The organism is Hydrogenophaga sp. GW456-12-10-14-TSB4, assembly GCF_059424305.1.
This window is the reverse complement of record NZ_JBWKZH010000089.1, coordinates 1-19,618: the sequence shown is the minus strand read 5'-3', so window position 1 is coordinate 19,618 and position 19,618 is coordinate 1. Positions and strand designations below refer to the sequence as shown.

Sequence of the window (19,618 nt, the reverse complement as noted above, 5' to 3'; positions counted from 1 at the left end):
CCCTCCGTCGCCGCGCCGGCCCCCGCAGCCGCCGTGACGCCCCATGCACCCGTGGCCGCGCCGCGCCGCACGGGCCAGGCCGTGCAATGGCTGGCCGTGCTGATCGCCGCGCTGGCGCTCGTGATGACCGGCCTGCTGTGGCAGAAGCTCGGTTTCACCCAGCAGGAGCTGGCCCGCCGCAGCCAGGACACCATTGCGCAGGCCGTGGAGGCGCGCACGCTGTCGGCCCAGGCCGAGGCGCTCACGCAGGAGCTGCAGGCCCGCCTGGCGGTGGCCGAGGTGCGGCTGTCGGAGGTGACCCTGCAGCGCAGCCAGCTGGAAGAGCTGATGCTCTCGCTCTCCCGTTCGCGCGACGACAACCTGGTGCAGGACCTGGAGTCCGCGCTGCGCCTGGCGCAGCAGCAGGCCCAGCTCACCGGCACCGCCCAGCCCCTCATTTCGGCCCTGCAGGCGGCCGACCAGCGCATCGCGCGCGCCGCCCAGCCGCGCCTGAACCCGGTGCAGCGCGCCATCGGCCGCGACATCCAGCGCATCCAGGGCGCCTCCCTGGCCGATATCCCGGCCCTCGTGCTGCAGCTCGACGACCTGGCCCGCCAGGTGGACGAATGGCCGCTGCTCAACCAGGTCGGCCAGCCGGTGGTGCCTGCCGGCAAAGCCCGGGCCGCGCGCAAGGGCGTGCCGGCCGCTGCCGAGGCCGCTCCGACGCCGGAAACCCCGCCCGAGACCGCCGCCCCCGATGCGGCGGACGAACCGGGCACGGGCTGGGCGCGGGTGTCGGGCTGGTGGCGTTCGCTGTGGACACGCATCTGGACCGATGTCACCCGCAACGGCCGCGAGCTGGTGCGCGTGAGCCGCATCGACCGGCCTGAAGCCGTGCTGCTGGCCCCCGACCAGGCCCTGTTCATGCGCGAGAACCTCAAGCTCAAGCTGCTCAACGCGCGCCTGGGGCTGCTGGCCCGCCACATGCAGGCCAGCCAGGCCGACCTGGTGGCCGTGGAGGCCGCGCTCGCGCGGTATTTCGATACCAGCTCGTCCCGGGTGACCGCCGCCCAGGCCACGCTGACGCGCCTGCGCAAGGACCTCGTGGACAGCGATCTGCCCCGGCCGGAGGAAACCCTGACGGCCTTGGCGGCTGCGGCAGGGGGGCGCTGATGGCCGCCCGTTTTGGTGGTGCCATGCGCAGCGTGTTCTGGCTGCTCGGCCTCGCGGCGCTGGCCGTGGCGCTCGCGCTGCTGGTGGGGCACAACGAGGCCACGCTCACCCTGTTCTGGCCGCCGTACCGTTTCGACGTCTCCTTCAACTTCGTCGTCTTCTGCCTGATCGGTGGCTTCGTGCTGCTGTACGCCGCGCTGCGGGCTTTCTCGATGCTGCGCGATCTGCCCGCGCAGGCGCAGCGCTGGCGCAGCCAGCAGATCGAGCGTGCCGTGGTCGGTTCGGTCATGGACGCGTTGTCGCACCAGCTGGCGGGCCGCTTCGTGCGCGCCCAGGCGGCGGCCCAGCAGGCCGTGGACCAGCTCAAGGGTGTGTCGCCCGGGCAATGGCCGCGGCGCGACCAGCTTCAGCTGCTGTCCCACCTGCTGCTGGCCGAGAGCGCGCAGTCGCTGCAGAACCGCGAACGGCGGGACGAGAACCTGCAGGCCGCGCTGAACCCCAAACTCGCCCGGATCGCCCCCGAGGCCCACGAAGGCGCACTGCTGCGCGCGGTGCGCTGGGCGGTCGAAGACCGCGATGCCGAGGCCGCCCGTGCCCGGCTGGCCGAGCTGCCACAGGGCGCGGGCCGGCGCATCCAGGCGCTGCGCCTGAAGTTGCGCATCGCCCGGCTGGGGGGCGAGACCGCCGAGGCGCTGGAGACCGCGCGCGTGCTGGCCAAGCACCGCGCGTTTTCACCCGAGGCCTCCCGCAGCATCGTGCGCGGACTGGCGCTCGACGCCCTGCGTGAAGCGCACGACATGGCGCAGCTGGATACCTCTTGGAACGGTCTCGATGCCTCCGAGCGCTCGATGCCCGAGCTGGCCCTGGCCGCCGCGCGCCGCGCCAACCAGCTGACCGGGCCCGGTGTTGCAGAGCAGGAGCGCGCGCTCGCCAGCGCCCGCGTGCGCGCCTGGCTGGAACCCCTGTGGCCCGAGTTCGGTGCCCTGGACGCCGCACAGCAGCGCCAGTTCGTGCTGGCGCTGGAGCCGGGTCTGGCCGACCTCGATGCCGCCGGACTGGCGCGGCTGGAACAACTGCAACGCCAATGGCCTCAGAACGGTTTTCTCCAGTACCTGGCGGGCCAGGCCTGCCTTTGCCGCCAGCTCTGGGGCAAGGCCGCGCAGATGCTGGGCCAGGCCAGCCACGTGCTGGACGACCCCGCGCTGTTGCGCCGCACCTGGCGCGGGCTGGCGCAGCTCGCCGAAGAGCGCGGCGATGAAGCCGCGGCACAGGCGGCCTGGAAGCGGGCGGCCCTGCTGGACTGAGCCGAGGCACACACCCAAAGAAAAAGCCGATCGGGGTATCCCGATCGGCTTTTTCTTTGGCTGCCTGCCGCCGCGCCCGAAGGCGGGCGGCGATCCTGGGCCTTACGGGTTCTCGAAAGGCAGCTTCATATCGCGCAGGTCCTTGCGCGTCTCCACCAGCACCAGCGGGCCTTCATCCAGCACCACGGGGGGCTTGGGCTCGCGGGGCACATGGATGGGCTTGGGCTCGGCCGCGATGGCGGCTTGCACCTGAGCGACCTTTTCCGCGTTGGAGTTCACCCACTCCAGTCCGCTGGACTGGGCCACCTTGTCGAGGTCTTCGACGGAGAGCGAGAACGGCTGAACCTTGGGCAGGCCCCGCGTGCCAGGTGCTTCGACCGTGCGCGGTGCTGCCGCCACAGGCACGGGGGTGGGTGCTGCGCGGGGCGCTGCAGGCGCCACGGCGGGCGCTGCCACCTCGGCCACGGGCGCGGCGGCGACCGGGGTCGGCTCCGCCACGGCCACCGGTGCGGGCGCGGCCACCACCGGCGCAGGCGCCGGCGCGGCGTCCGTGTTCACGGCGGCAGGCTGGGCCATGCTGAAGTAGCTGCGCGCCGGTGCTTCGTAGGCCGAAGCCTCGGGCGAGTCGTTCACCGCTTCGCTGCGCTCGGCCGGCGCTGCGGCCTCGGTGGATGCCGGGGCTTCTTCGCCTTCGGTCGCGCCTTCGCGCGGACCGCGCTCGCGGCGTTCGCGGCCGTAGCGGTCGCGGCTGCGGCGTTCGCGGTTGCCGCGCGGAGCGCCGTTCTCGGCATCGCCTTCGCGCGGGGCTTGCGCTTCGGTCACGCCTTCGGCGGCGGCGGTCTGTTCACCTTCCTGGGCTTCGGGACGGGGCGTGGCCTCGGCACCTTCGGCGCCCGGCTGGCGGCGGCGGTTGTCACCGCGTGGGCGGCGCTCGCGTTCGCGGCGTTGCTGGCCTTCGGCCGCTTCGGGCGCGTCGCCTGGCGTTGCGTCCAGCGGCAGGGCGTTGTTGACGCTGCCTTCGGCTGCGGCCACCGGTGCTTCGCGGCGGCCACCGTCGCGGCGGTTGCCCTGACGGCCTTCACCGCGTTCACCGCGCGCTTCGTTGCGGTTGTCGTTGCGGCCTTCACCACGGTTGTCGTTGCGACCCTCGCCGCGGCCTTCACCGCGACGGCCTTCACCGCGCGGCTGTTCGTTGCGGCCACCTTCCACGCGGCCGCCCTCGGCGCGCGCCTCGACCGGACGGCCCTCGCCACCCCGGCCACCGTTGCGACCACCGCCTTCGCGGCCTTCGCGCGAGCCGCGCCCTTCGGCGCCGCCTCGGCCACCGCGGCTGCGGCCATCACGGCCGCCTTCGCGGCGACCGCCTTCGGCGCGTTCCTCGCGGGCGCCGCTCTTGGCGCCCGGTGCGGCCACGGCAGGCGTTGCCGCCGGCTTGACCGGTGCGGGCTCGCCGCCGAACAGGCTCTTGAGCCAACCGAAGAAACCCTTCTCGGCCGGTGCGGGTGCGGCAGGCACGGGCTTGGCGGCCACAGGGGCTGCGACCGGCGCGGCGGCGGGTGCCGGCGTTTCGGGGCGCGGCGCGGCCACAGGCGCGGGGCCGTCGGGCAGCACGCCCTTGATCACCGGTTCCTGCTTGTTGGTGCGTTCCTGGCTGCGGCGGGTGAAGCTGGCCACGTCGTCCACTTCCTCGGCCAGCTTGTAGCTGGAGTCGAGGTTGTCCAGACGGGGGTCGTCGTGCTTGAGGCGCTCGAGCTTGTAGTTGGGCGTGTCGAGCGACTTGTTGGGCACCAGCAGCACGCTGATGCGCTGCTTGAGTTCGATCTTGGTGATCTCGGTGCGCTTTTCGTTCAGCAGGAAGCTGGCCACTTCGACCGGCACCTGCACCAGCACGGCGGCGGTGCTGTCCTTGAGCGACTCTTCCTGGATCACGCGCAGGATCTGGAGCGCCGAGCTCTCGGTGTCGCGGATGTGGCCCGAGCCACCGCAACGCGGGCAGGGGATGGAGGCGCCTTCATTGAGGGCGGGCTTGAGGCGCTGGCGGCTCATTTCGAGCAGGCCGAACTTGCTGATGGAGCCGAACTGCACGCGGGCGCGGTCCTGGCGCAGCGCATCGCGCAGGCGGTTTTCCACTTCGCGGCGGTTCTTCGACTCTTCCATGTCGATGAAGTCGATCACGATCAGGCCGCCGAGGTCGCGCAGGCGCGCCTGGCGGGCGACTTCATCCGCCGCTTCCAGGTTGGTGCGCGTGGCGGTTTCCTCGATGTCCCCGCCCTTGATGGCGCGGGCCGAGTTCACGTCGACGGCGACGAGGGCTTCGGTCTGGTCGATCACGATGGCGCCGCCGCTGGGCAGTTGCACCACGCGGCTGTAGGCGGTCTCGATCTGGTGCTCGATCTGGAAGCGCGAGAACAGCGGCGCGTCGTCGCGGTAGCGCTTCACGCGGTGCCCGTGTTCGGGCATCACGTGGCTCATGAACTGGTGAGCCTGCTCGAAGATGTCGTCGGTGTCGATCAGGATCTCACCGATGTCGCTGTTGAAGTAGTCGCGGATCGCGCGGATCACCAGGCTCGATTCCTGGTAGATCAGGAAGGCGCCCTTGCCGCCCTTGGTGGCGCCGTCGATGGCGTTCCACAGCTTGAGCAGGTAGTTCAGGTCCCATTGCAGTTCGGCGGCATCGCGGCCGATGCCGGCGGTGCGCGCGATGATGCTCATGCCGTTGGGGTACTCGAGCTGGTCCAGCGCCTGCTTGAGTTCCTGGCGGTCTTCACCTTCGATGCGCCGGCTCACGCCGCCGCCGCGCGGGTTGTTGGGCATCAGCACCACGTAGCGGCCAGCCAGGCTCACGAAGGTGGTGAGGGCCGCGCCCTTGTTGCCGCGCTCTTCCTTCTCGACCTGGACCAGCAGCTCCTGGCCTTCCTTGATCACGTCGTTGATGCGGGCCTGGTTGACCGGCACGCCGGCGGCGAAATACTGGCGCGAGATTTCCTTGAAAGGCAGGAAGCCGTGGCGTTCCTCGCCGTAGTCGACGAAGCAGGCTTCGAGCGAGGGCTCCACGCGGGTGACCACCGCCTTGTAGATGTTGCCCTTGCGCTGTTCGCGCCCTTCGATTTCGATTTCGTAGTCGAGCAGTTTCTGCCCGTCCACAATCGCCAGGCGGCGCTCTTCGGCCTGCGTGGCGTTGATCAGCATGCGTTTCATGATGCGTTCCTTCGTTCAAACACAAGGACGCTCGGACCATCGGTCCGTGCGCCAACCTGCCGTGAACCAGCGGAAGCGCGAACGAGGGGAGGAATTGCCGGAGAGCCGTTGACCCGCGGTTCGGGTAAGGCGTTCAACACAGGCGGGCACCGGGGTGCCGCGTCGAACCGCCAGGTCAGGGCGTAGGCGCGTGGAGGTGGGTGAACAGGGAAGAAGGCTCGATGGCTGTCATTGACATGGATCTGGCCGGTGTCTCTCTGGCTTCACTTCGTCCTCACCCAGCCACGTGTTGCGGGCTGGGCGATTGGGGTATTCCGTATTCGGGTTCGCGATGCTTCAGCGGATTCGCCCGCCGCTTCGACCGGTCCGCCGCCGTGCCAGGATTCGCATGGGAATGCATCGGGCAACAGCGCCAGCCCCGGGTGCAGCGGGTGGCAACCCACCCGCGGCGGACGCCTTGCCTTGCAAGCTGCGGTCCCTTGCCTTGGGTGACTGCCTTAAACTCAAGGCAAATCAATCACTTACGGCACACGACGGGTGTGTCGCATTATAGTCAGCTCCCCGCCATTCGTGGTGGCCTTATTCACACCCATGCTCAGCAACCCGAATCCGGGGGAAATCCGACACATCACGGTTGACGAAGAGTCGGCGGGCCAGCGGTTGGACAACTTCCTCATCCGCATCCTCAAGGGGGTGCCTAAATCGCACATTTACCGCATCATCCGCTCGGGCGAGGTGCGCCGAAACAAAGGGCGGGTCTCGGCCGATGACCGCGTCGCCGTCGGCGATGTGTTGCGCATCCCTCCCATTCGGCTATCGGAACGCGCCGAAGAGAAGGCGGCCCATCCGGCGCCGGCACGCGAGTTCCCGGTCGTGTTCGAGGACGAGGCCTTTCTGGCGATTGACAAGCCCGCCGGCGTGGCCGTACATGGCGGCAGCGGCGTGAGTTTCGGCGTGATCGAACAAATGCGCCAGGCCCGCCCGCAGGCCCGATTGCTCGAATTGGTGCATCGCCTGGACCGGGAAACCAGCGGTTTGTTGCTGATTGCCAAGAAGAAGAGCGCGCTCAAGGCATTGCAGGACCAATTCCGCGAACGGGAAACCGGCAAAACCTATCTGGCCCTGGTCAAAGGCGTTTGGCCGGCCCGCCTGAAGGTGCTGGACCAGCCGTTGCACAAATACCTATTACCCGATGGCGAACGCCGCGTGAGGGTGACGACTCCTGATGACCCGGACGGCATGTGTTCGGTCACGCTGGTGAAGGTGGCGCAGCGCGTGCCCGCGCCTCCCGGGCTGGAGGCCGGAGCGCCCGAGGGTTTCAGCCTGCTGGAAGTCACCATCAAGACCGGCCGCACCCACCAGATTCGCGTGCATTTGTCCAGCGCCGGCCATCCGATTGCCGGGGACGACAAATACGGCGATTTCGAACTCAATCGGCAATTGGCGCGGATTGGGTTGAAACGCATGTTCCTGCACGCCTGGCGTTTGCGGCTGACACATCCTGTCACCAAATCCCCACTCGAGCTTCAGGCCGAATTGCCCCCGGAGCTATATAAATGGAGATCCCCGGGAATAGAATGACGGCCTGCGTCGTTGGCAGGCCGCGGTTTCGCGGTGGATCAAACATTTCAAAAAAGGACGATTTCAATGGCAAGTTATTCCGAACTCATGGCGCAAGCCCAGAACCTGATGGCGCAAGCCGAACAGGCGCGCAAGGACGAACTCTCCGCCGTGATTGCCGACATCAAGGCGAAGATGAAGCAATTTGGCATCACCGCCGCCGATCTGGGCAGCACCTCGGTGTCCAAGAAGGCCGGCAAATCCAAATCGGCCGCACCGGCCAAGTACAAAGGCCCGAACGGTGAACTCTGGGCCGGTGGCCCTGGTCGCAAGCCCGAATGGGTTCGCGCCGTGCTGGCATCGGGCAAGAGTCTGGACAGCTACCTCATCTGATCCGACCCCCTGCTTCCTTGCACACGGCCCGCCTCTGGCGGGCTTTGTCTTTGGTACCCTCGGTGGCATGTTCCGAATACTTGTCGTCTGCATGGGCAACATCTGCCGCTCTCCCATGGCGGCTGCCGTGATGCACGCCGGGATCGCGCGCCGCCAGCTGGCGCAGCGGGTGGCGGTGGATTCCGCCGGCACCTATGCCGGCCACCAGGGGGAGAAGGCCGACCGGCGTGCGATTGCCCTGGCGCTGGCGCGCGGCTATCCGCAGATCGAGCACGAGCGGGCCCGCCGCGTGCGGGATGAGGACTTCAAGAATTTCGACCTGATCCTCGCCATGGACGCGGACAACCTGGACAACCTGCGCTTCAAGTGCCCGCCCGAGCACCAGCACAAGCTGCACCTGTTCCTGGAGTACGCCGGTGTGGAAGGCCGGCGCGAGGTGCCCGATCCGTACTACGGCAACGCGCAGGGTTTCGAGGTGGTGCTGGGCCTGTGCGAGCAGGGCAGCGAAGGCGTGCTCACGCGGGTGCTGGGCACGCTGGACTGAGGCGGCCTCAGACCCGGTGGTACTCGCGGTACCAGCGCACGAAGCGTGCGATGCCTTCCTTGAGCGGCGTGGAGGGCGCAAAGCCCACCCAGCGGTGCAGGGCCTCGGTGCTGGCGTAGGTCGCGGGCACATCGCCGTCCTGCATGGGCAGGAATTCCTTGATCGCCTCGCGGCCCAGGGCCTGCTCGATGCAGCCGATGAAGTCCATCAACGGCACCGGGTCGTGGTTGCCGATGTTGAAGATGCGGTAGGGCGGGCCGCCCGCGGTCTCCGGTGCGGCCGGTTTGTCGAGCACGCGCAGCACGCCTTCGACGATGTCGTCGATGTAGGTGAAGTCGCGTTTCATCTTCCCATGGTTGAAGACCTGGATCGGCCGGCCTTCGAGCACCGCGCGGGTGAAGCTGAAATAGGCCATGTCGGGCCGCCCCCAGGGCCCGTACACCGTGAAGAAGCGCAGGCCGGTAGTGGGCAGCCCATAGAGGTGGCTGTAGGTGTGGGCCATCAGCTCATTGGCCTTCTTGGTGGCCGCGTACAGGCTCACCGGGTGGTCCACGGCGTCGGTTTCCTCGAACGGCATCTTGGTGTTGCCGCCGTACACGCTGGAGCTGGACGCGTAGACCAGGTGGCCCAGCTTCTGCGAGCGGCAACCTTCCAGGATGTGGCCGAAGCCGGTGAGGTTGCTGTCGAGGTAGGCCGTGGGGTTCGTGATCGAGTAGCGCACGCCGGCCTGGGCCGCCAGGTGGATCACGGCGTCAAAACGCTGGCCGGCGAACAGCCGCGCCATCGCCTGCCGGTCGGCCACATCGACGGTCTCGAAGCTGAAGCCCGGGTGCTTCAGCAGCGGCTCCAGCCGGGCGCTCTTGAGGGCGACGGCGTAGTAGTCGTTGAGGTTGTCGATGCCGAGCACCGTGTCACCGCGCGCCAGCAGGCGCTGGGCGGTGTGCATGCCGATGAATCCGGCGGCGCCGGTCAGGAGGATGTGCATGGCGGTATGTTAGCCGCCAGCCAGGGTCAGTTCTTCTGCCAGATCACCCGTTTTCCGGACGTTTCCCACGTTTCGTAGTAACGCGCATACAGGTCCTCGATGCGGTTGCGCTTGACCTTGAAGGTGGGCGTGATGATGTCGTTGTCCACCGTCCACGCGGTGGAGACCACCACGATGCACTGCAGTTGCTCGTGCGGGTCGAGCGTGGCGTTGATGCCCTTGAGGTGGCTGGCCAGCGAGGTCTCGAGTTCGGTGCGCGCGGCGGCATCGTTGGCCACGCGGGCGGCCGCGTCCGCGTTGAGCATCACGATGCCCAGGGGCTGGCCCAGGTTGGCGCCGGTCACCACGCAGGCCTCCACCGCTTCGTGCATCACCAGCTTGTCCTCGATCGGCGCGGGGGCGACGTACTTGCCCTTGCCGGTCTTGAAGAGATCTTTCACGCGGCCGGTGATGCGCAGCAGGCCCTGCTTGTCGATCGTGCCCTTGTCGCCGGTCCGCAGCCAGCCGTCTTCGGTGAAGGCCTCGCGGCTCTTCTCGGGTTCCTTGTAGTAGCCCTGCATCAGCGCCTGGCTGCGCATCTGCACCTCGCCCGTTTCGGGGTCGAGGCGGTGCTGCACGCCAGCGTAGGTGGGGCCCACGGTGCCCTGCTGGTTCTTGCCCGGCTCGGTGATGTGCGAGAGCGCCAGGTTCTCGGTCATGCCGTAGCCTTCGTTGATGTTCAGGCCGAGCTGGCTGTACCACTGCAGCAGCGCCAGCGGCATGGGCGCGGCGCCGCCGGCGGCGAACTTGCATTGGTCCAGGCCCAGGGCCTTCATCACCTTGCGGCGCACGATGCCGCCCAGGATGGGGATGCGCAGCAGGCGGCCGAGCTTGGCCGGGGGCATCTTGGCGTGGATGCCCTGCTGGAACTTGACCCACAGGCGCGGCACCGAGAAGAAGATGGTCGGCTGGGCACGCTGCAGGTCGGCCGTGAAGGTTTCCAGCGATTCGGCGAAGTACACATGCATGCCGGTGCGCAGCCAGCCGTGCTCGACCAGCATACGCTCGACCACGTGGGCCAGTGGCAGGTAGGACAGCATGCGGTCCTCGCCCGAGAGCGGGATGCGCTTGACGCCGGAGTCGATGGCCCAGGCGAAGTTGCCGAAGCTGTGCATCACGCCCTTGGGCATGCCGGTGGTGCCCGAGGTGTAGATCAGTGTGGCCAGCTCGTCGGCGCCGCGCGTGGGCTCGCCTTGCAGCGGCTCATGGCGGCCGCAGATCGCGTCCCAGCCTTCGTAGGCCTGGATCGCGTCCAGCGGCGACAGCGCGTAGCTGATGCAGGGCAGGCCGGCGGGCACACCGGGCTTCATGCCTTCCCAGCCGTCGAGCTTGCCGATGAAGCAGGCCTTGGCCTCGCTGTGGGTGAGGATCTGGCGCACCGTTTCGGATGCCAGCGTGGGGTAGAGCGGCACCGACACGTGGCCGGCCATCCAGATGGCGAGGTCGCTCATCATCCACCAGGCGCAGTTCTTCGAGAGGATGGCGACCTTGGAGCCCGGCGCCCAGCCCTGCGACTGCAGGTAGGTCGCCATGCGCCGCACCTGATCGGCGATCTCGGCCCAGGTGAACTCCTGCACCGCACCGCTGCCCAGGGGCTGGGTGAGGGTCACGCGGTGGGGGTCGGTCTTTTCCCAGTGGTACAGGCGTTGCAGGGCCAGCAGCTCGGGCGCGACTTGGGTCATGAGGCATGTCTCCTTGGTATGTGCGAAGGCTGAATCTACCAAGCCCTCCGCACGCAGTTTAGAGGGGTTCACCTGTTCGGAGCCGCATCGCGGCTCAGGGTTCACCCGATGAAGTCCACCGTGAGCGATGGCAGCGGAGGGGTGAAGCGCGCCGACCAGCGTTCGCCCGGCCGCACTGCCCAGGCGTCGGTCCAGGTGCCGGTGGTGACCACGTCGCCGGGCTGCAGCTCGGGCGCGCCCGGGCAGGCGCGCAGGGTGTCGACGAAGTGCTTGAGCGCGCGCAGCGGGCTGTCGAGCACGTTGCTGCCCTGGCCGAGTTCGACCGGCTCTTCGTTGCGGATCAGCGTGACGCCCGCGTTGGCCAGCAGCGCATCGAGTTCGTCGGCGCTCCTGGCGAGCTCGTGCAGCGACACGCGCGGGCCCACGAGCAGGCGTGCGTGCAGCGCGCCGTCGGCCACGGTGTCGGCGGGCAGGAACTTCCAGTCGGGCAGATGCGACTGCACGACCTCGAAGCCCGGTGCGACCCAGTCGATGGCGTCGAACAGGTCGTCCAGCGTCGCGTTCGCGGCCGGCGCGGCCTTCAGGCCGAACACGGTCTCGGGCTCCAGGCGGGGCTGGCAGGTGAGCGCGAGCGACACGCGGCCTTCGCCGTCGCAGAAGCCGAGGGTGGTGTCCCACACCGTGCCCCAGATCGGCGCGAACACGTTGTAGCGCGCCCAGATGGTGCGGTTGGTGAAACCCACCTTGAAGCCTCGGGCCTGTTCACCGCGTGCCTGGCGCAACTGGCGCACCGCCAGGGCCTGCGCATAGGCGGCGTCCAGATCGAAGCCGGCTTGTGCGCTGAGGGGGGCCGGCCATAGGCGGCCTTGGTCGGTGTGGTCGAGCAGGGTCTGCGGCGTCATGCGCCCATCATAGTCAGGCGCCGGTGTCGGTGCGCCCGAACAGGCGGTGCACCTGGGCCCGGATCCACTGGTGCGCGGGGTCCTGGGCGGTGCTGGCGTGCCAGACCAGGCGCACCTCGTAGCTGGGCGCGGCCGCGCGCGGCAGTTCCCACACGCGCAGGTCGTGGCGCTGGCCGAGGTTGCTGGCGTACATCTGCGGCACGATGGTCAGCAGGTCGGTGTTGAGCGCCAGCTCGGGCAGGGCGCCGAAGTGCCGCGCGCGCAGCACGATGCGCTCGGAGAGCTTCATGCGCACCAGCATCTTCTCCACGCTGCCGTGGAAGGTCGCGGTGGGCGAGGCCACCACCAGCGAGGCCTCGGCCAGCTGGCGCGCGCTCAGCGTGCGCCCCGCCGGCCCCGAGGCCGGGCGCCAGCGCGAGGAGGTCAGGGCCACGTAGTGCTCGCGGAACAGCAGCTCGGCGCGCACGCCGCGGTGGCGGGGCTGCAGGATGCCGATGGCGAAATCGATGTCGCGCGATTCGAGCGCCGCCGGCACGTCCTCCGCCGCCACCGACACGTTGGTCACATGCGCCTGCGGGGCCTGCTGGCGCAGCGCCGCCGCCAGCGGGGGCAGGAACATCATCTCGCCCAGGTCCGAGAGCGAGAGGCGCCAGCGCATTTCGCTGCGCGCGGGGTCGAAGTCGTCGCGCACGCTCACCAGGGCTTCGAGCATCTGCAGTTGCGCCTGCACCTCGGGGGCGAGGCGTTCGCACAGGCGTGTGGGCTGCAGGCCGCTGGGGGAGCGCACGAACAGGTCGTCCTTGAAGTAGTCGCGCAGGCGCGCCAGCGCGTTGCTGGTGGCGGGCTGGGACAGCGCGAGCGCCTTGCCGGCCGCCGTCACCGAGCCGGTGCGGTGGATCGCGCCGAGCACGCGCAACAGGTTGAGGTCGAGTTGTCGGAAGTTCATGGCGAGCCTCTCAGGGTTGTCCCTGATTATCCATCCTGTGAATACACCACATCAGATCAATCCATTTGTCAGATGGGGGTGCGGCGCCTACATTGCCGGGCATAACGACAGGAGACCCACGGTTGGAACGTTCATTCCACAGCGAAATCGAGGCCCTCAAGCTGGGCCACGGCGAGACCTTCCACGGCGAAGGCATTCTGGCGGTGACCAAGGCACTGCTGCAGTCCGGCGTCACCTACGTCGGCGGCTACCAGGGTTCGCCCATCTCCCATCTGCTCGATGTGATGGTGCAGGCCAAGCCCTACATGGACGAGCTCGGCGTGCACGTCGAGGCCTGCACGAACGAGAGTTCGGCGGCCGCGATGCTGGCCGCGTCCATCATGTACCCGGTGCGCGGTGCCGTCACCTGGAAATCGGTGGTCGGCACCAACGTCGCGTCCGACGCGCTGTCCAACCTGGCCTCGCCGGGCGTGATGGGCGGCGCGCTGATCGTGGTGGGCGAGGACTATGGCGAGGGCGCCAGCGTGATCCAGGAGCGCACGCACGCCTTCGCGATGAAGTCCGCGCTCTGGCTCATGGACCCCAGGCCCAACCTGCCCACCATCGTGCGCATGGTCGAGAAGGGCTTCGAGCTCTCCGAGGCCTCGAACACGCCGGTGATGATGGAGCTGCGCATCCGCGCCTGCCACGTGCAGGGCAGCTTCGTGGCCAGCGACAACATCGCGCCCGCCATCTCCAGCCGCCTGCTGCAGCAGGAAGCGGCCTCGTTCGACTACGGCCGCCTCTCGCACCCGCCGTCCACCTTCCGCCATGAGAAGCACAAGTACGACGTGCGCATGCCGGCCGCGCGCAAGTTCATCGAAGAAGCCGGCCTGAACGAGCACTTCGACGGGCGCCACCACGAGGTGGGCCTGATCGTGCAGGGTGGCCTCTACAACACCACCATGCGCGCGCTGCAGCAGGCCGGCCTGGCCAACGGCACGGGCGAGAGCGACATCCCCCTGCTGGTGCTCAACGTGGTGTACCCGCTGGTGCCCGAGCAGATCGCGGCCTTCTGCGCCGGCAAGCGCGCGGTGCTGGTGATTGAGGAAGGGCAGCCCGAGTTCATCGAGCAGGACATCGCCACGCAGTTGCGCCGCGCCGACCTGCAGACCCGCCTGCACGGCAAGGACCTGCTGCCCATGGGCGGCGAGTACACGGCGGAGATTCTGCTCAAGGGTCTCACGGCCTTCGTCGGCGAACACCTGCCCGCGCTGGACACGTCGGCCGCCCAGGCCTTCAGCACCGAGCTGGCCGAGGTGCGCGAGCGCGCCCTGGTCGAGCTGGGCGGCGGCGTGCCCGCGCGACCCCCCAACTTCTGCACCGGCTGCCCCGAGCGCCCGGTGTTCGCCGCGCTCAAACTGGTCGAGCGCGACGTGGGCCGCCTGCACATCTCCACCGACATCGGCTGCCATTCCTTCGCCACCTTCGAGCCGTTCTCGTTCGGCAACTCCATCCTCGGCTACGGCATGAGCATGGCGTCCAGCGCGGCGGTGAAAAACTTCTCGGCCAAGCGGCCGATCGCCATCATGGGCGATGGCGGTTTCTGGCACAACGGCCTGCTTTCGGGCGTCAGCTCGGCCCTGCTCAACCAGGGCGACGGCGTGCTGGTGATCATGAAGAACGGCTACACCTCGGCCACCGGCACGCAGGAGACCATGTCCACGCCGGCCTCCGAGGCCAAGCGCGTGGCCGAAGGCTCCAGCGCCACGGCCAACGAGATGACGATCGAGAACACGCTGCAGGGCATGGGCGTGAAGTGGGTCAAGACCGTGCACAACTACCGCGTCTCCAAGGTGCGCGACGTGTTGAAGGACGCGGTCAACTCACCGTTCAAGGGCCTCAAGGTGGTGATCGCCGAAGGCGAGTGCCAGCTCGAACGCCAGCGCCGCCTCAAGCCCATCCGCGCGCGCCGCCTCAAGGAAGGCCTGCGCAGCGTGCGCACGCGCTACGGCGTGGACGAGGACACCTGCACCGGGGACCACTCCTGCATCCGCCTCTCGGGCTGTCCCACACTGACCGTCAAGCCCACGAACGACCCGCTGCGCCGCGAGCCGGTGGCGCACGTCACCAACGGTTGCGTGGGTTGCGGCCTGTGCGGCGAGGTGGCCGATGCCGCCGTGCTGTGCCCCTCGTTCCACAAGATCGAGATCGTCACCAACCCTGGCTGGTGGGACCGCCTCACCGACCGCTTCAACCGCTTCTTCATCGGCCTGCTGCAGCCCGCCTGATTCCATGACTTCAAGAGACGATTCCTACGGCATCCTCATCGCCGCCCTGGGCGGCGAAGGCGGCGGCGTGCTGGCCGACTGGCTGGTGCAGTGCGCGCGGCGCCATGGCTTGCCGGTGCAGGCCACCTCGGTGCCGGGCGTGGCCCAGCGCACCGGTGCCACCAGCTACTACATCGAGCTGCTGCGCGAACCCGTGAACGGGTCGGCCACCCCCGTGTTCGGCCTGACGCCGGTGGCCGGCCGCGTGGACGTGCTGGTGGCCAGCGAGCTGCTGGAGGCCGCGCGCATGGTCGAGCGCGGTTTCGTCACCGGCCGCACCACGCTGATCGCGTCCACGCACCGCGTCTACACCACGGTGGAGAAGATGCACATGGCCGACGGCCGGCAGGACCCGCAGCGCCTGGCGGATGCGGCGCGCGCGCTGGCGCGCCAGGCCGTGCTGTTCGACATGGAGGCCGTGACGGTGAAGACCGGCACGGTGGTTTCGGCCGTGATGTTCGGCGCGCTCGCCGGCGCGGGCGTGCTGCCCTGGCCGCGCAGCGTGTGCGAGGACGTGATCCGCGAATCCGGCAAGGGCGTGCAGGCCAGCCTGGCGGGTTTCGCCGCCGCCTTCGACGAGGCGGCCCAGCCGTCCGCTGCCGCCCGTGTGGTGTCGAAGGACGCACTGCAGGTGCTGGCCGAGGCGCAATTGCCGACCGCCCTGCAGGCCGACTGGGTGATGCGCCTGCAGCACTGGCCGGCCGCCGTGCAACTGCTCGCCGCCCACGGCGCGCTGCGCTGCCGCGACTACCAGAACGACCGCTACGCCCAGACCTTCCTCGACCACGTGCAGGCCCTGGTGGAGGCGGCCGTGCCCGCCGCCAGCGAGGCCCTGGAAGAGGCGGTGCGCCACCTCGCGCTGTGGATGTGTTTCGAGGACGTGATCCGTGTCGCCGATCTCAAGACCCGGCGCAGCCGCTACGCCCGCGTGGCCAGCGAAGCCCAGGCCCAGGCCGGCGACATCGTGCGCGTGACCGAGCACTTCAAGCCCGGTGTGGACGAAGTGGCGGCGGTGCTGCCGCGCGCACTCGGGCAGTGGCTGGTGGCGCTGGCCACGAAGCGGGGCTGGATGGGCAAGGCCCATGTGGGCCTGCACATCCGCTCCACCAGCCTCTGGGGTTACCTCATGCTGCGCAGCCTGGCCTGGCTGCGCCCGCTGCGCCCGCGCTCGCTGCGGTATGCGCAGGAGCATGAAACGCTGGGCGTGTGGCTGGCCGCGATGCGCCGCCTGCTGCGCGAGTCGCCCGCGCTGGCGCTGGTGCTCGCGGGCCTGCCGCAGGTGCTCAAGGGCTATGGCGACACGCAGGTGCGCGGGCGCGAGAACTACGCGCGCCTGTGGGCCACGCACGTCGCGCCCGTGCTCGGCGGTGCCGCCGACGCGGAGCCCGTCACCGCGCGTTTGCGCGAGGCCCTCAGGACCACGCTCGCCGATCCGGAAGGCAAGCTCAACCAGGCGCACCGCGCCGCCAGTCCGAAGGCGCAACCCATTTTCTGGGCCCCGAAGCCAGCCCCCCGGGAAACCACGGTCACCCCTCACGCATGAATGCCTGCACCATGCGCCTTTCTTGAAAAACCTCAACAACCAGGAGACAAAGATGAAGAACCCGATCAAGACTTCCGTGCGCGCCGTTGCCATGGCAACCCTGTTGCTGGGCGCGGCCGTCGCGCAGGCGCAGGACAAGGCGGTCGAGATGAAGTTCGCGCACTGGCTGCCAGCCTCGCACCCGCTGGCCAAGCTGGGCTTCGAGCCCTGGGCCAAATCGGTCGAAGCCGCGTCCAAGGGTTCGATCAAGGTCGCCCTGTTTCCGGCGCAGCAACTGGGCAAGGCCGCCGATCACTACGACATGGCGCGCGACGGCATCGCCGAGATGACCTGGGTCAACCCCGGCTACCAGGCCGGCCGCTTCCCCATGATCGCCGCCGGTGAACTGCCCTTCCTGATCGCCAAGCCCGGCCCCGGCTCGGCCGCGCTGGACCAGTGGTACCGCAACTACGCCGCCACCGAAATGAAAGACGTGAAGTTCTGCTTCGCGCACGTGCACATCGGCACCTTCCACGCCAAGAAGCCGATCACCGAGCCCGGCCAGCTCAAGGGCATGAAGATCCGCTCGGCCAACGGCACCGTGGCCCAGACCATGACGCTGCTGGGCGCGACCAACGTGCAGGTCTCGGCCCCCGAGGCGCGCGACGCGCTCGACAAGGGCGTGGCCGATGCCATCACCTTCCCGTGGAACTCAATCGTGTCCTTCGGCATCGACAAGGCCGTCAAGTTCCACAGCGACATGCGCTTCTACGCCTCCGACTTCGTGTGGGTGCTCAACAAGCCCTGGTACGACAAGCTGGCCGCCGGCCAGAAAAAAGTGATTGATGACCACTGCAACAACGAGTGGGCCGGCAAGGTTGGTGGTGCCTGGGGCGACGAGGAAGACTCGGGCCAGGCCAAGCTGGAGAAGACGGCCGGTCACACCATCGTGAAGATCTCGCCCGCGCAGCTCGACGTGTGGAAGAAGGCGGTCGATCCGGTCTACGCCCAGTGGGTGAAGGCGGCCGACGCCTCCGGCAACAAGGGCCAGGCCGCGCTGGACGACCTGCGCAAGGAACTGGCCAACCGCAAAGCCGGTAACTGATGAAGCGCCTGTTCTCGGCCATCGAGACGGTGGCCGCGCTGTTCCTGCTGCTGATCGCGTTGCTCACGGCCGGCAACGTGCTGTTGCGCTATGCGTTCAGCATGCAGATTCCCGACTGGTTCGACGGCACGCAGATGCTGCAGGGCATCGCCATGTTCTGGGGCATCGCCCTGGCCACCTACTACGGCACCCACATCGGCGTGGACATCGTGTGGGAGCACCTGGGCCCCAAGGGCCAGCGCCGCATGGACCTGCTGGCCACCGCCCTGACCGCCGCCTTCCTCGTGCCCCTGGCGTGGATGGTGTGGGTCAAGGTCGGCGGCACCGGCAGCCAGGGCACGATGGACCTGCGGCTGCCGCTGCAGTGGTTCTACAGCGTGGCGGCCGTGGGTGCCAGCGTGGCGGGGGTGCTGGCGCTGGTGCGCCTGCTGCACCTGTGGCAAGGCCGCGCGGCCAGCCCCGAGCCGGTGGACGACGATGTGCCGGGAGCCGCCCATGGATCGTGATCTGGTGGCCCTGCTGGGCTTCGTGGGCATGTTCGCCCTCATGGCCGTGCGCGTGCCCATCGGCATCGCCATGGGCATCGCCGGCGTGGGCGGCTTTGCGCTGCTTTCGGGCACCACGCCCGCGCTCAACCTGCTGGCCAATGTGCCGCTGTCGGTGCTCACCGACTACAACCTCATCGTGATTCCGATGTTCATCCTGATGGGGGCTTTCGCCTCGCACTCGGGCATGAGCACCGAGCTGTTCAAGGCGGGGCGGGCCTGGCTCGGCCACCGCCGGGGCGGCCTGGCGCTGGCGTCCATCGCGGCCTGCGGCGGCTTCTCGGCCATCAACGGTTCGTCGGTCGCGACCGCGGCCACGATGACGCAGGTGGCCCTGCCCGAGATGCGCCGCGCGGGTTACCACCCGGGCTTCTCGGCCGGGCTGATCGCGGCCGGCGGCACGCTGGGCATCATGATCCCGCCCTCGGTGATCATGGTGCTCTACGGCATCATGACCGAGACCGACATCACCAAGCTGTTCGCGGCCGGCATCATTCCCGGCTTCATGGCAATCGGTTTCTACAGCGTGGTGGTGGCCGTCGTGGCGCGCCTGCGGCCCGACACCATGCCCCGCGGCGAGCGCCTGGGCTGGGGCGAGCGCTTCGCCTCGCTGCGCCCGCTGTGGGCGGTGGTGGTGCTGTTCGTGTTCGTGCTCGGTGGCATCTACGGCGGCCTGTTCACCGTGCAGGAAGCGGCCGGCGTGGGCGCGATCGGCACGCTGGCCATCGGCATGCTGCGCGGGCGCCTGGGCTGGAAGCAGATCAAGGCCGCGCTCATCGGTGCGCTGCGCGTGTCCTCGGCCATCATGATGATCGTGGTCGGTGCCTACCTGTTCGGCTACTTCCTCACCATCACCCAGTTCACGCAGAACGCGGTGGAGTTCCTGGTGCACCTGCCGGTGGGGCCGTATGGCGTGCTGGCGCTCATCATGGTCGGCTACCTGATCCTCGGTGCGGTGATGGACGAGCTCGCGATGATCCTGCTGACCGTGCCCATCGTGTTCCCCGCGATGATGCAGCTGGGTTTCGACCCGGTGTGGTTCGGCGTGATCGTGGTGATGGCGGTGACCTTCGGCATGATCTGCCCGCCCGTAGGCATGAACGTGTTCGTGATCAACTCCATCGCGCGCGACGTGCCGCTGGGCGCGATCTACAAGGGCACCATGCCTTTCATCGCGGTGGACGTGGTGCGCCTGCTGATCCTGTGCGCGTTCCCGGCCCTGTCGCTGTGGTTGCCCGGGTTCATTGAGTAGCGGCATGGCGCCCGGGGGGCGCTATGCTGCCGTTCATGAACACCCCCTTCCTCGAAACCCTTGAAGCGGTGAGCGGCGGCGACGCCGCCGCCCAACCCGCAGCCTCCCTCATCGTGCTGCACGGCCTGGGCGCCGACGGCAACGACTTCGTGCCGATCGCGCGCGAACTCGATTTGCGCG

At 68.7% G+C, this 19,618-nt stretch carries 15 protein-coding genes and 1 pseudogene; 11 read left to right on the top strand and 5 right to left on the bottom strand.

The window, feature by feature from the left end:
- On the top strand, window positions 1-1,152 hold a 1,152-nt coding region (locus AC07ZS_RS27235), incomplete at its 5' end, for a uroporphyrinogen-III C-methyltransferase (RefSeq protein ID WP_494801578.1).
- The gene (locus tag AC07ZS_RS27230; RefSeq protein WP_494801577.1) at window positions 1,152-2,456 is read left to right on the top strand and encodes a heme biosynthesis HemY N-terminal domain-containing protein; all 1,305 of its coding nucleotides are present in this window, start codon (window positions 1,152-1,154) and stop codon (window positions 2,454-2,456) included. The genes AC07ZS_RS27235 and AC07ZS_RS27230, both read left to right, overlap by 1 nt.
- A gap of 102 nt (window positions 2,457-2,558) precedes the next feature.
- Here the strand turns inward: AC07ZS_RS27230 and AC07ZS_RS27225 are convergent, their stop codons facing one another.
- Window positions 2,559-5,654 carry an Rne/Rng family ribonuclease gene (locus AC07ZS_RS27225; protein ID WP_494801576.1) on the bottom strand — a complete coding sequence of 1,032 codons (3,096 nt, stop codon included), beginning with the start codon at window positions 5,652-5,654 and terminating at the stop codon, window positions 2,559-2,561.
- A gap of 591 nt (window positions 5,655-6,245) precedes the next feature.
- On the opposite strand from AC07ZS_RS27225, the gene AC07ZS_RS27220 reads away from it, so the two are divergent.
- From AC07ZS_RS27220 to AC07ZS_RS27210, 3 genes are all read left to right on the top strand, one after another.
- Window positions 6,246-7,235: an RluA family pseudouridine synthase gene (locus AC07ZS_RS27220; protein ID WP_494801575.1), complete on the top strand. Its 990-nt coding sequence runs from the start codon at window positions 6,246-6,248 to the stop codon at window positions 7,233-7,235.
- Window positions 7,236-7,301: 66 nt separating this feature from the next.
- Window positions 7,302-7,607, top strand: a complete 306-nt coding sequence (locus AC07ZS_RS27215; protein ID WP_494801574.1) for an H-NS histone family protein — start codon at window positions 7,302-7,304, stop codon at window positions 7,605-7,607.
- 67 nt (window positions 7,608-7,674) lie between these two features.
- Window positions 7,675-8,151 (top strand): low molecular weight protein-tyrosine-phosphatase, encoded by a 477-nt coding sequence (locus tag AC07ZS_RS27210; protein WP_494801573.1) that lies wholly within the window; start codon window positions 7,675-7,677, stop codon window positions 8,149-8,151.
- 7 nt (window positions 8,152-8,158) lie between these two features.
- Here AC07ZS_RS27210 and AC07ZS_RS27205 read toward each other — a convergent pair whose 3' ends face one another.
- The 4 genes from AC07ZS_RS27205 to AC07ZS_RS27190 form a co-directional block, all read right to left on the bottom strand.
- Entirely contained in the window at window positions 8,159-9,136 is a 978-nt protein-coding gene (locus tag AC07ZS_RS27205) for an NAD-dependent epimerase (RefSeq protein ID WP_494801572.1), read from the bottom strand.
- Window positions 9,137-9,162: 26 nt separating this feature from the next.
- On the bottom strand, window positions 9,163-10,857 hold the full coding sequence (locus tag AC07ZS_RS27200) for an AMP-binding protein (RefSeq protein ID WP_494801571.1): 1,695 nt from the start codon (window positions 10,855-10,857) through the stop codon (window positions 9,163-9,165).
- A gap of 101 nt (window positions 10,858-10,958) precedes the next feature.
- A complete protein-coding gene (locus AC07ZS_RS27195) occupies window positions 10,959-11,759 on the bottom strand; it encodes a 2-keto-4-pentenoate hydratase (protein ID WP_494801570.1) in 801 nt (266 codons plus the stop codon).
- Between the two features lie 13 nt (window positions 11,760-11,772).
- Window positions 11,773-12,705 carry a LysR substrate-binding domain-containing protein gene (locus tag AC07ZS_RS27190; protein ID WP_494801569.1) on the bottom strand — a complete coding sequence of 311 codons (933 nt, stop codon included), beginning with the start codon at window positions 12,703-12,705 and terminating at the stop codon, window positions 11,773-11,775.
- A gap of 122 nt (window positions 12,706-12,827) precedes the next feature.
- Here AC07ZS_RS27190 and AC07ZS_RS27185 point away from each other — a divergent pair, with 122 nt between their 5' ends.
- The 6 genes and pseudogenes from AC07ZS_RS27185 to AC07ZS_RS27160 all read left to right on the top strand — a co-directional run.
- Window positions 12,828-14,975 (top strand): thiamine pyrophosphate-dependent enzyme, encoded by a 2,148-nt coding sequence (locus tag AC07ZS_RS27185; RefSeq protein ID WP_494801568.1) that lies wholly within the window; start codon window positions 12,828-12,830, stop codon window positions 14,973-14,975.
- A gap of 4 nt (window positions 14,976-14,979) precedes the next feature.
- Complete coding sequence (locus tag AC07ZS_RS27180) at window positions 14,980-16,557, top strand: indolepyruvate oxidoreductase subunit beta family protein (protein ID WP_494801567.1); 1,578 nt, start codon at window positions 14,980-14,982, stop codon at window positions 16,555-16,557.
- Between the two features lie 52 nt (window positions 16,558-16,609).
- The gene (locus AC07ZS_RS27175; protein WP_494801566.1) at window positions 16,610-17,641 is read left to right on the top strand and encodes a TRAP transporter substrate-binding protein; all 1,032 of its coding nucleotides are present in this window, start codon (window positions 16,610-16,612) and stop codon (window positions 17,639-17,641) included.
- Window positions 17,641-18,147, top strand: coding sequence for a TRAP transporter small permease (locus AC07ZS_RS27170; RefSeq protein WP_494801565.1), 507 nt, complete (start codon window positions 17,641-17,643; stop codon window positions 18,145-18,147). Before AC07ZS_RS27175 ends, AC07ZS_RS27170 begins: the two co-directional genes overlap by 1 nt.
- Window positions 18,137-19,438 (top strand): TRAP transporter large permease, encoded by a 1,302-nt coding sequence (locus tag AC07ZS_RS27165; protein ID WP_494801564.1) that lies wholly within the window; start codon window positions 18,137-18,139, stop codon window positions 19,436-19,438. Before AC07ZS_RS27170 ends, AC07ZS_RS27165 begins: the two co-directional genes overlap by 11 nt.
- A 35-nt stretch (window positions 19,439-19,473) precedes the next feature.
- A pseudogene (locus AC07ZS_RS27160) lies at window positions 19,474-19,618 on the top strand (carboxylesterase); the annotation flags it as partial.

What these genes read in the sequence shown, in the direction of transcription:
- AC07ZS_RS27225 (WP_494801576.1), bottom strand. Translation starts at nt 5,654, where the DNA reads ATGAAACGCATGCTGATCAACGCCACGCAGGCCGAAGAGCGCCGCCTG.
- AC07ZS_RS27175 (WP_494801566.1), top strand. Translation starts at nt 16,610, where the DNA reads ATGAAGAACCCGATCAAGACTTCCGTGCGCGCCGTTGCCATGGCAACC.
- AC07ZS_RS27180 (WP_494801567.1), top strand. Translation starts at nt 14,980, where the DNA reads ATGACTTCAAGAGACGATTCCTACGGCATCCTCATCGCCGCCCTGGGC.
- AC07ZS_RS27210 (WP_494801573.1), top strand. Translation starts at nt 7,675, where the DNA reads ATGTTCCGAATACTTGTCGTCTGCATGGGCAACATCTGCCGCTCTCCC.
- AC07ZS_RS27170 (WP_494801565.1), top strand. Translation starts at nt 17,641, where the DNA reads ATGAAGCGCCTGTTCTCGGCCATCGAGACGGTGGCCGCGCTGTTCCTG.
- AC07ZS_RS27230 (WP_494801577.1), top strand. Translation starts at nt 1,152, where the DNA reads ATGGCCGCCCGTTTTGGTGGTGCCATGCGCAGCGTGTTCTGGCTGCTC.
- AC07ZS_RS27195 (WP_494801570.1), bottom strand. Translation starts at nt 11,759, where the DNA reads ATGACGCCGCAGACCCTGCTCGACCACACCGACCAAGGCCGCCTATGG.
- AC07ZS_RS27190 (WP_494801569.1), bottom strand. Translation starts at nt 12,705, where the DNA reads ATGAACTTCCGACAACTCGACCTCAACCTGTTGCGCGTGCTCGGCGCG.
- AC07ZS_RS27205 (WP_494801572.1), bottom strand. Translation starts at nt 9,136, where the DNA reads ATGCACATCCTCCTGACCGGCGCCGCCGGATTCATCGGCATGCACACC.
- AC07ZS_RS27215 (WP_494801574.1), top strand. Translation starts at nt 7,302, where the DNA reads ATGGCAAGTTATTCCGAACTCATGGCGCAAGCCCAGAACCTGATGGCG.
- AC07ZS_RS27220 (WP_494801575.1), top strand. Translation starts at nt 6,246, where the DNA reads ATGCTCAGCAACCCGAATCCGGGGGAAATCCGACACATCACGGTTGAC.
- AC07ZS_RS27165 (WP_494801564.1), top strand. Translation starts at nt 18,137, where the DNA reads ATGGATCGTGATCTGGTGGCCCTGCTGGGCTTCGTGGGCATGTTCGCC.
- AC07ZS_RS27200 (WP_494801571.1), bottom strand. Translation starts at nt 10,857, where the DNA reads ATGACCCAAGTCGCGCCCGAGCTGCTGGCCCTGCAACGCCTGTACCAC.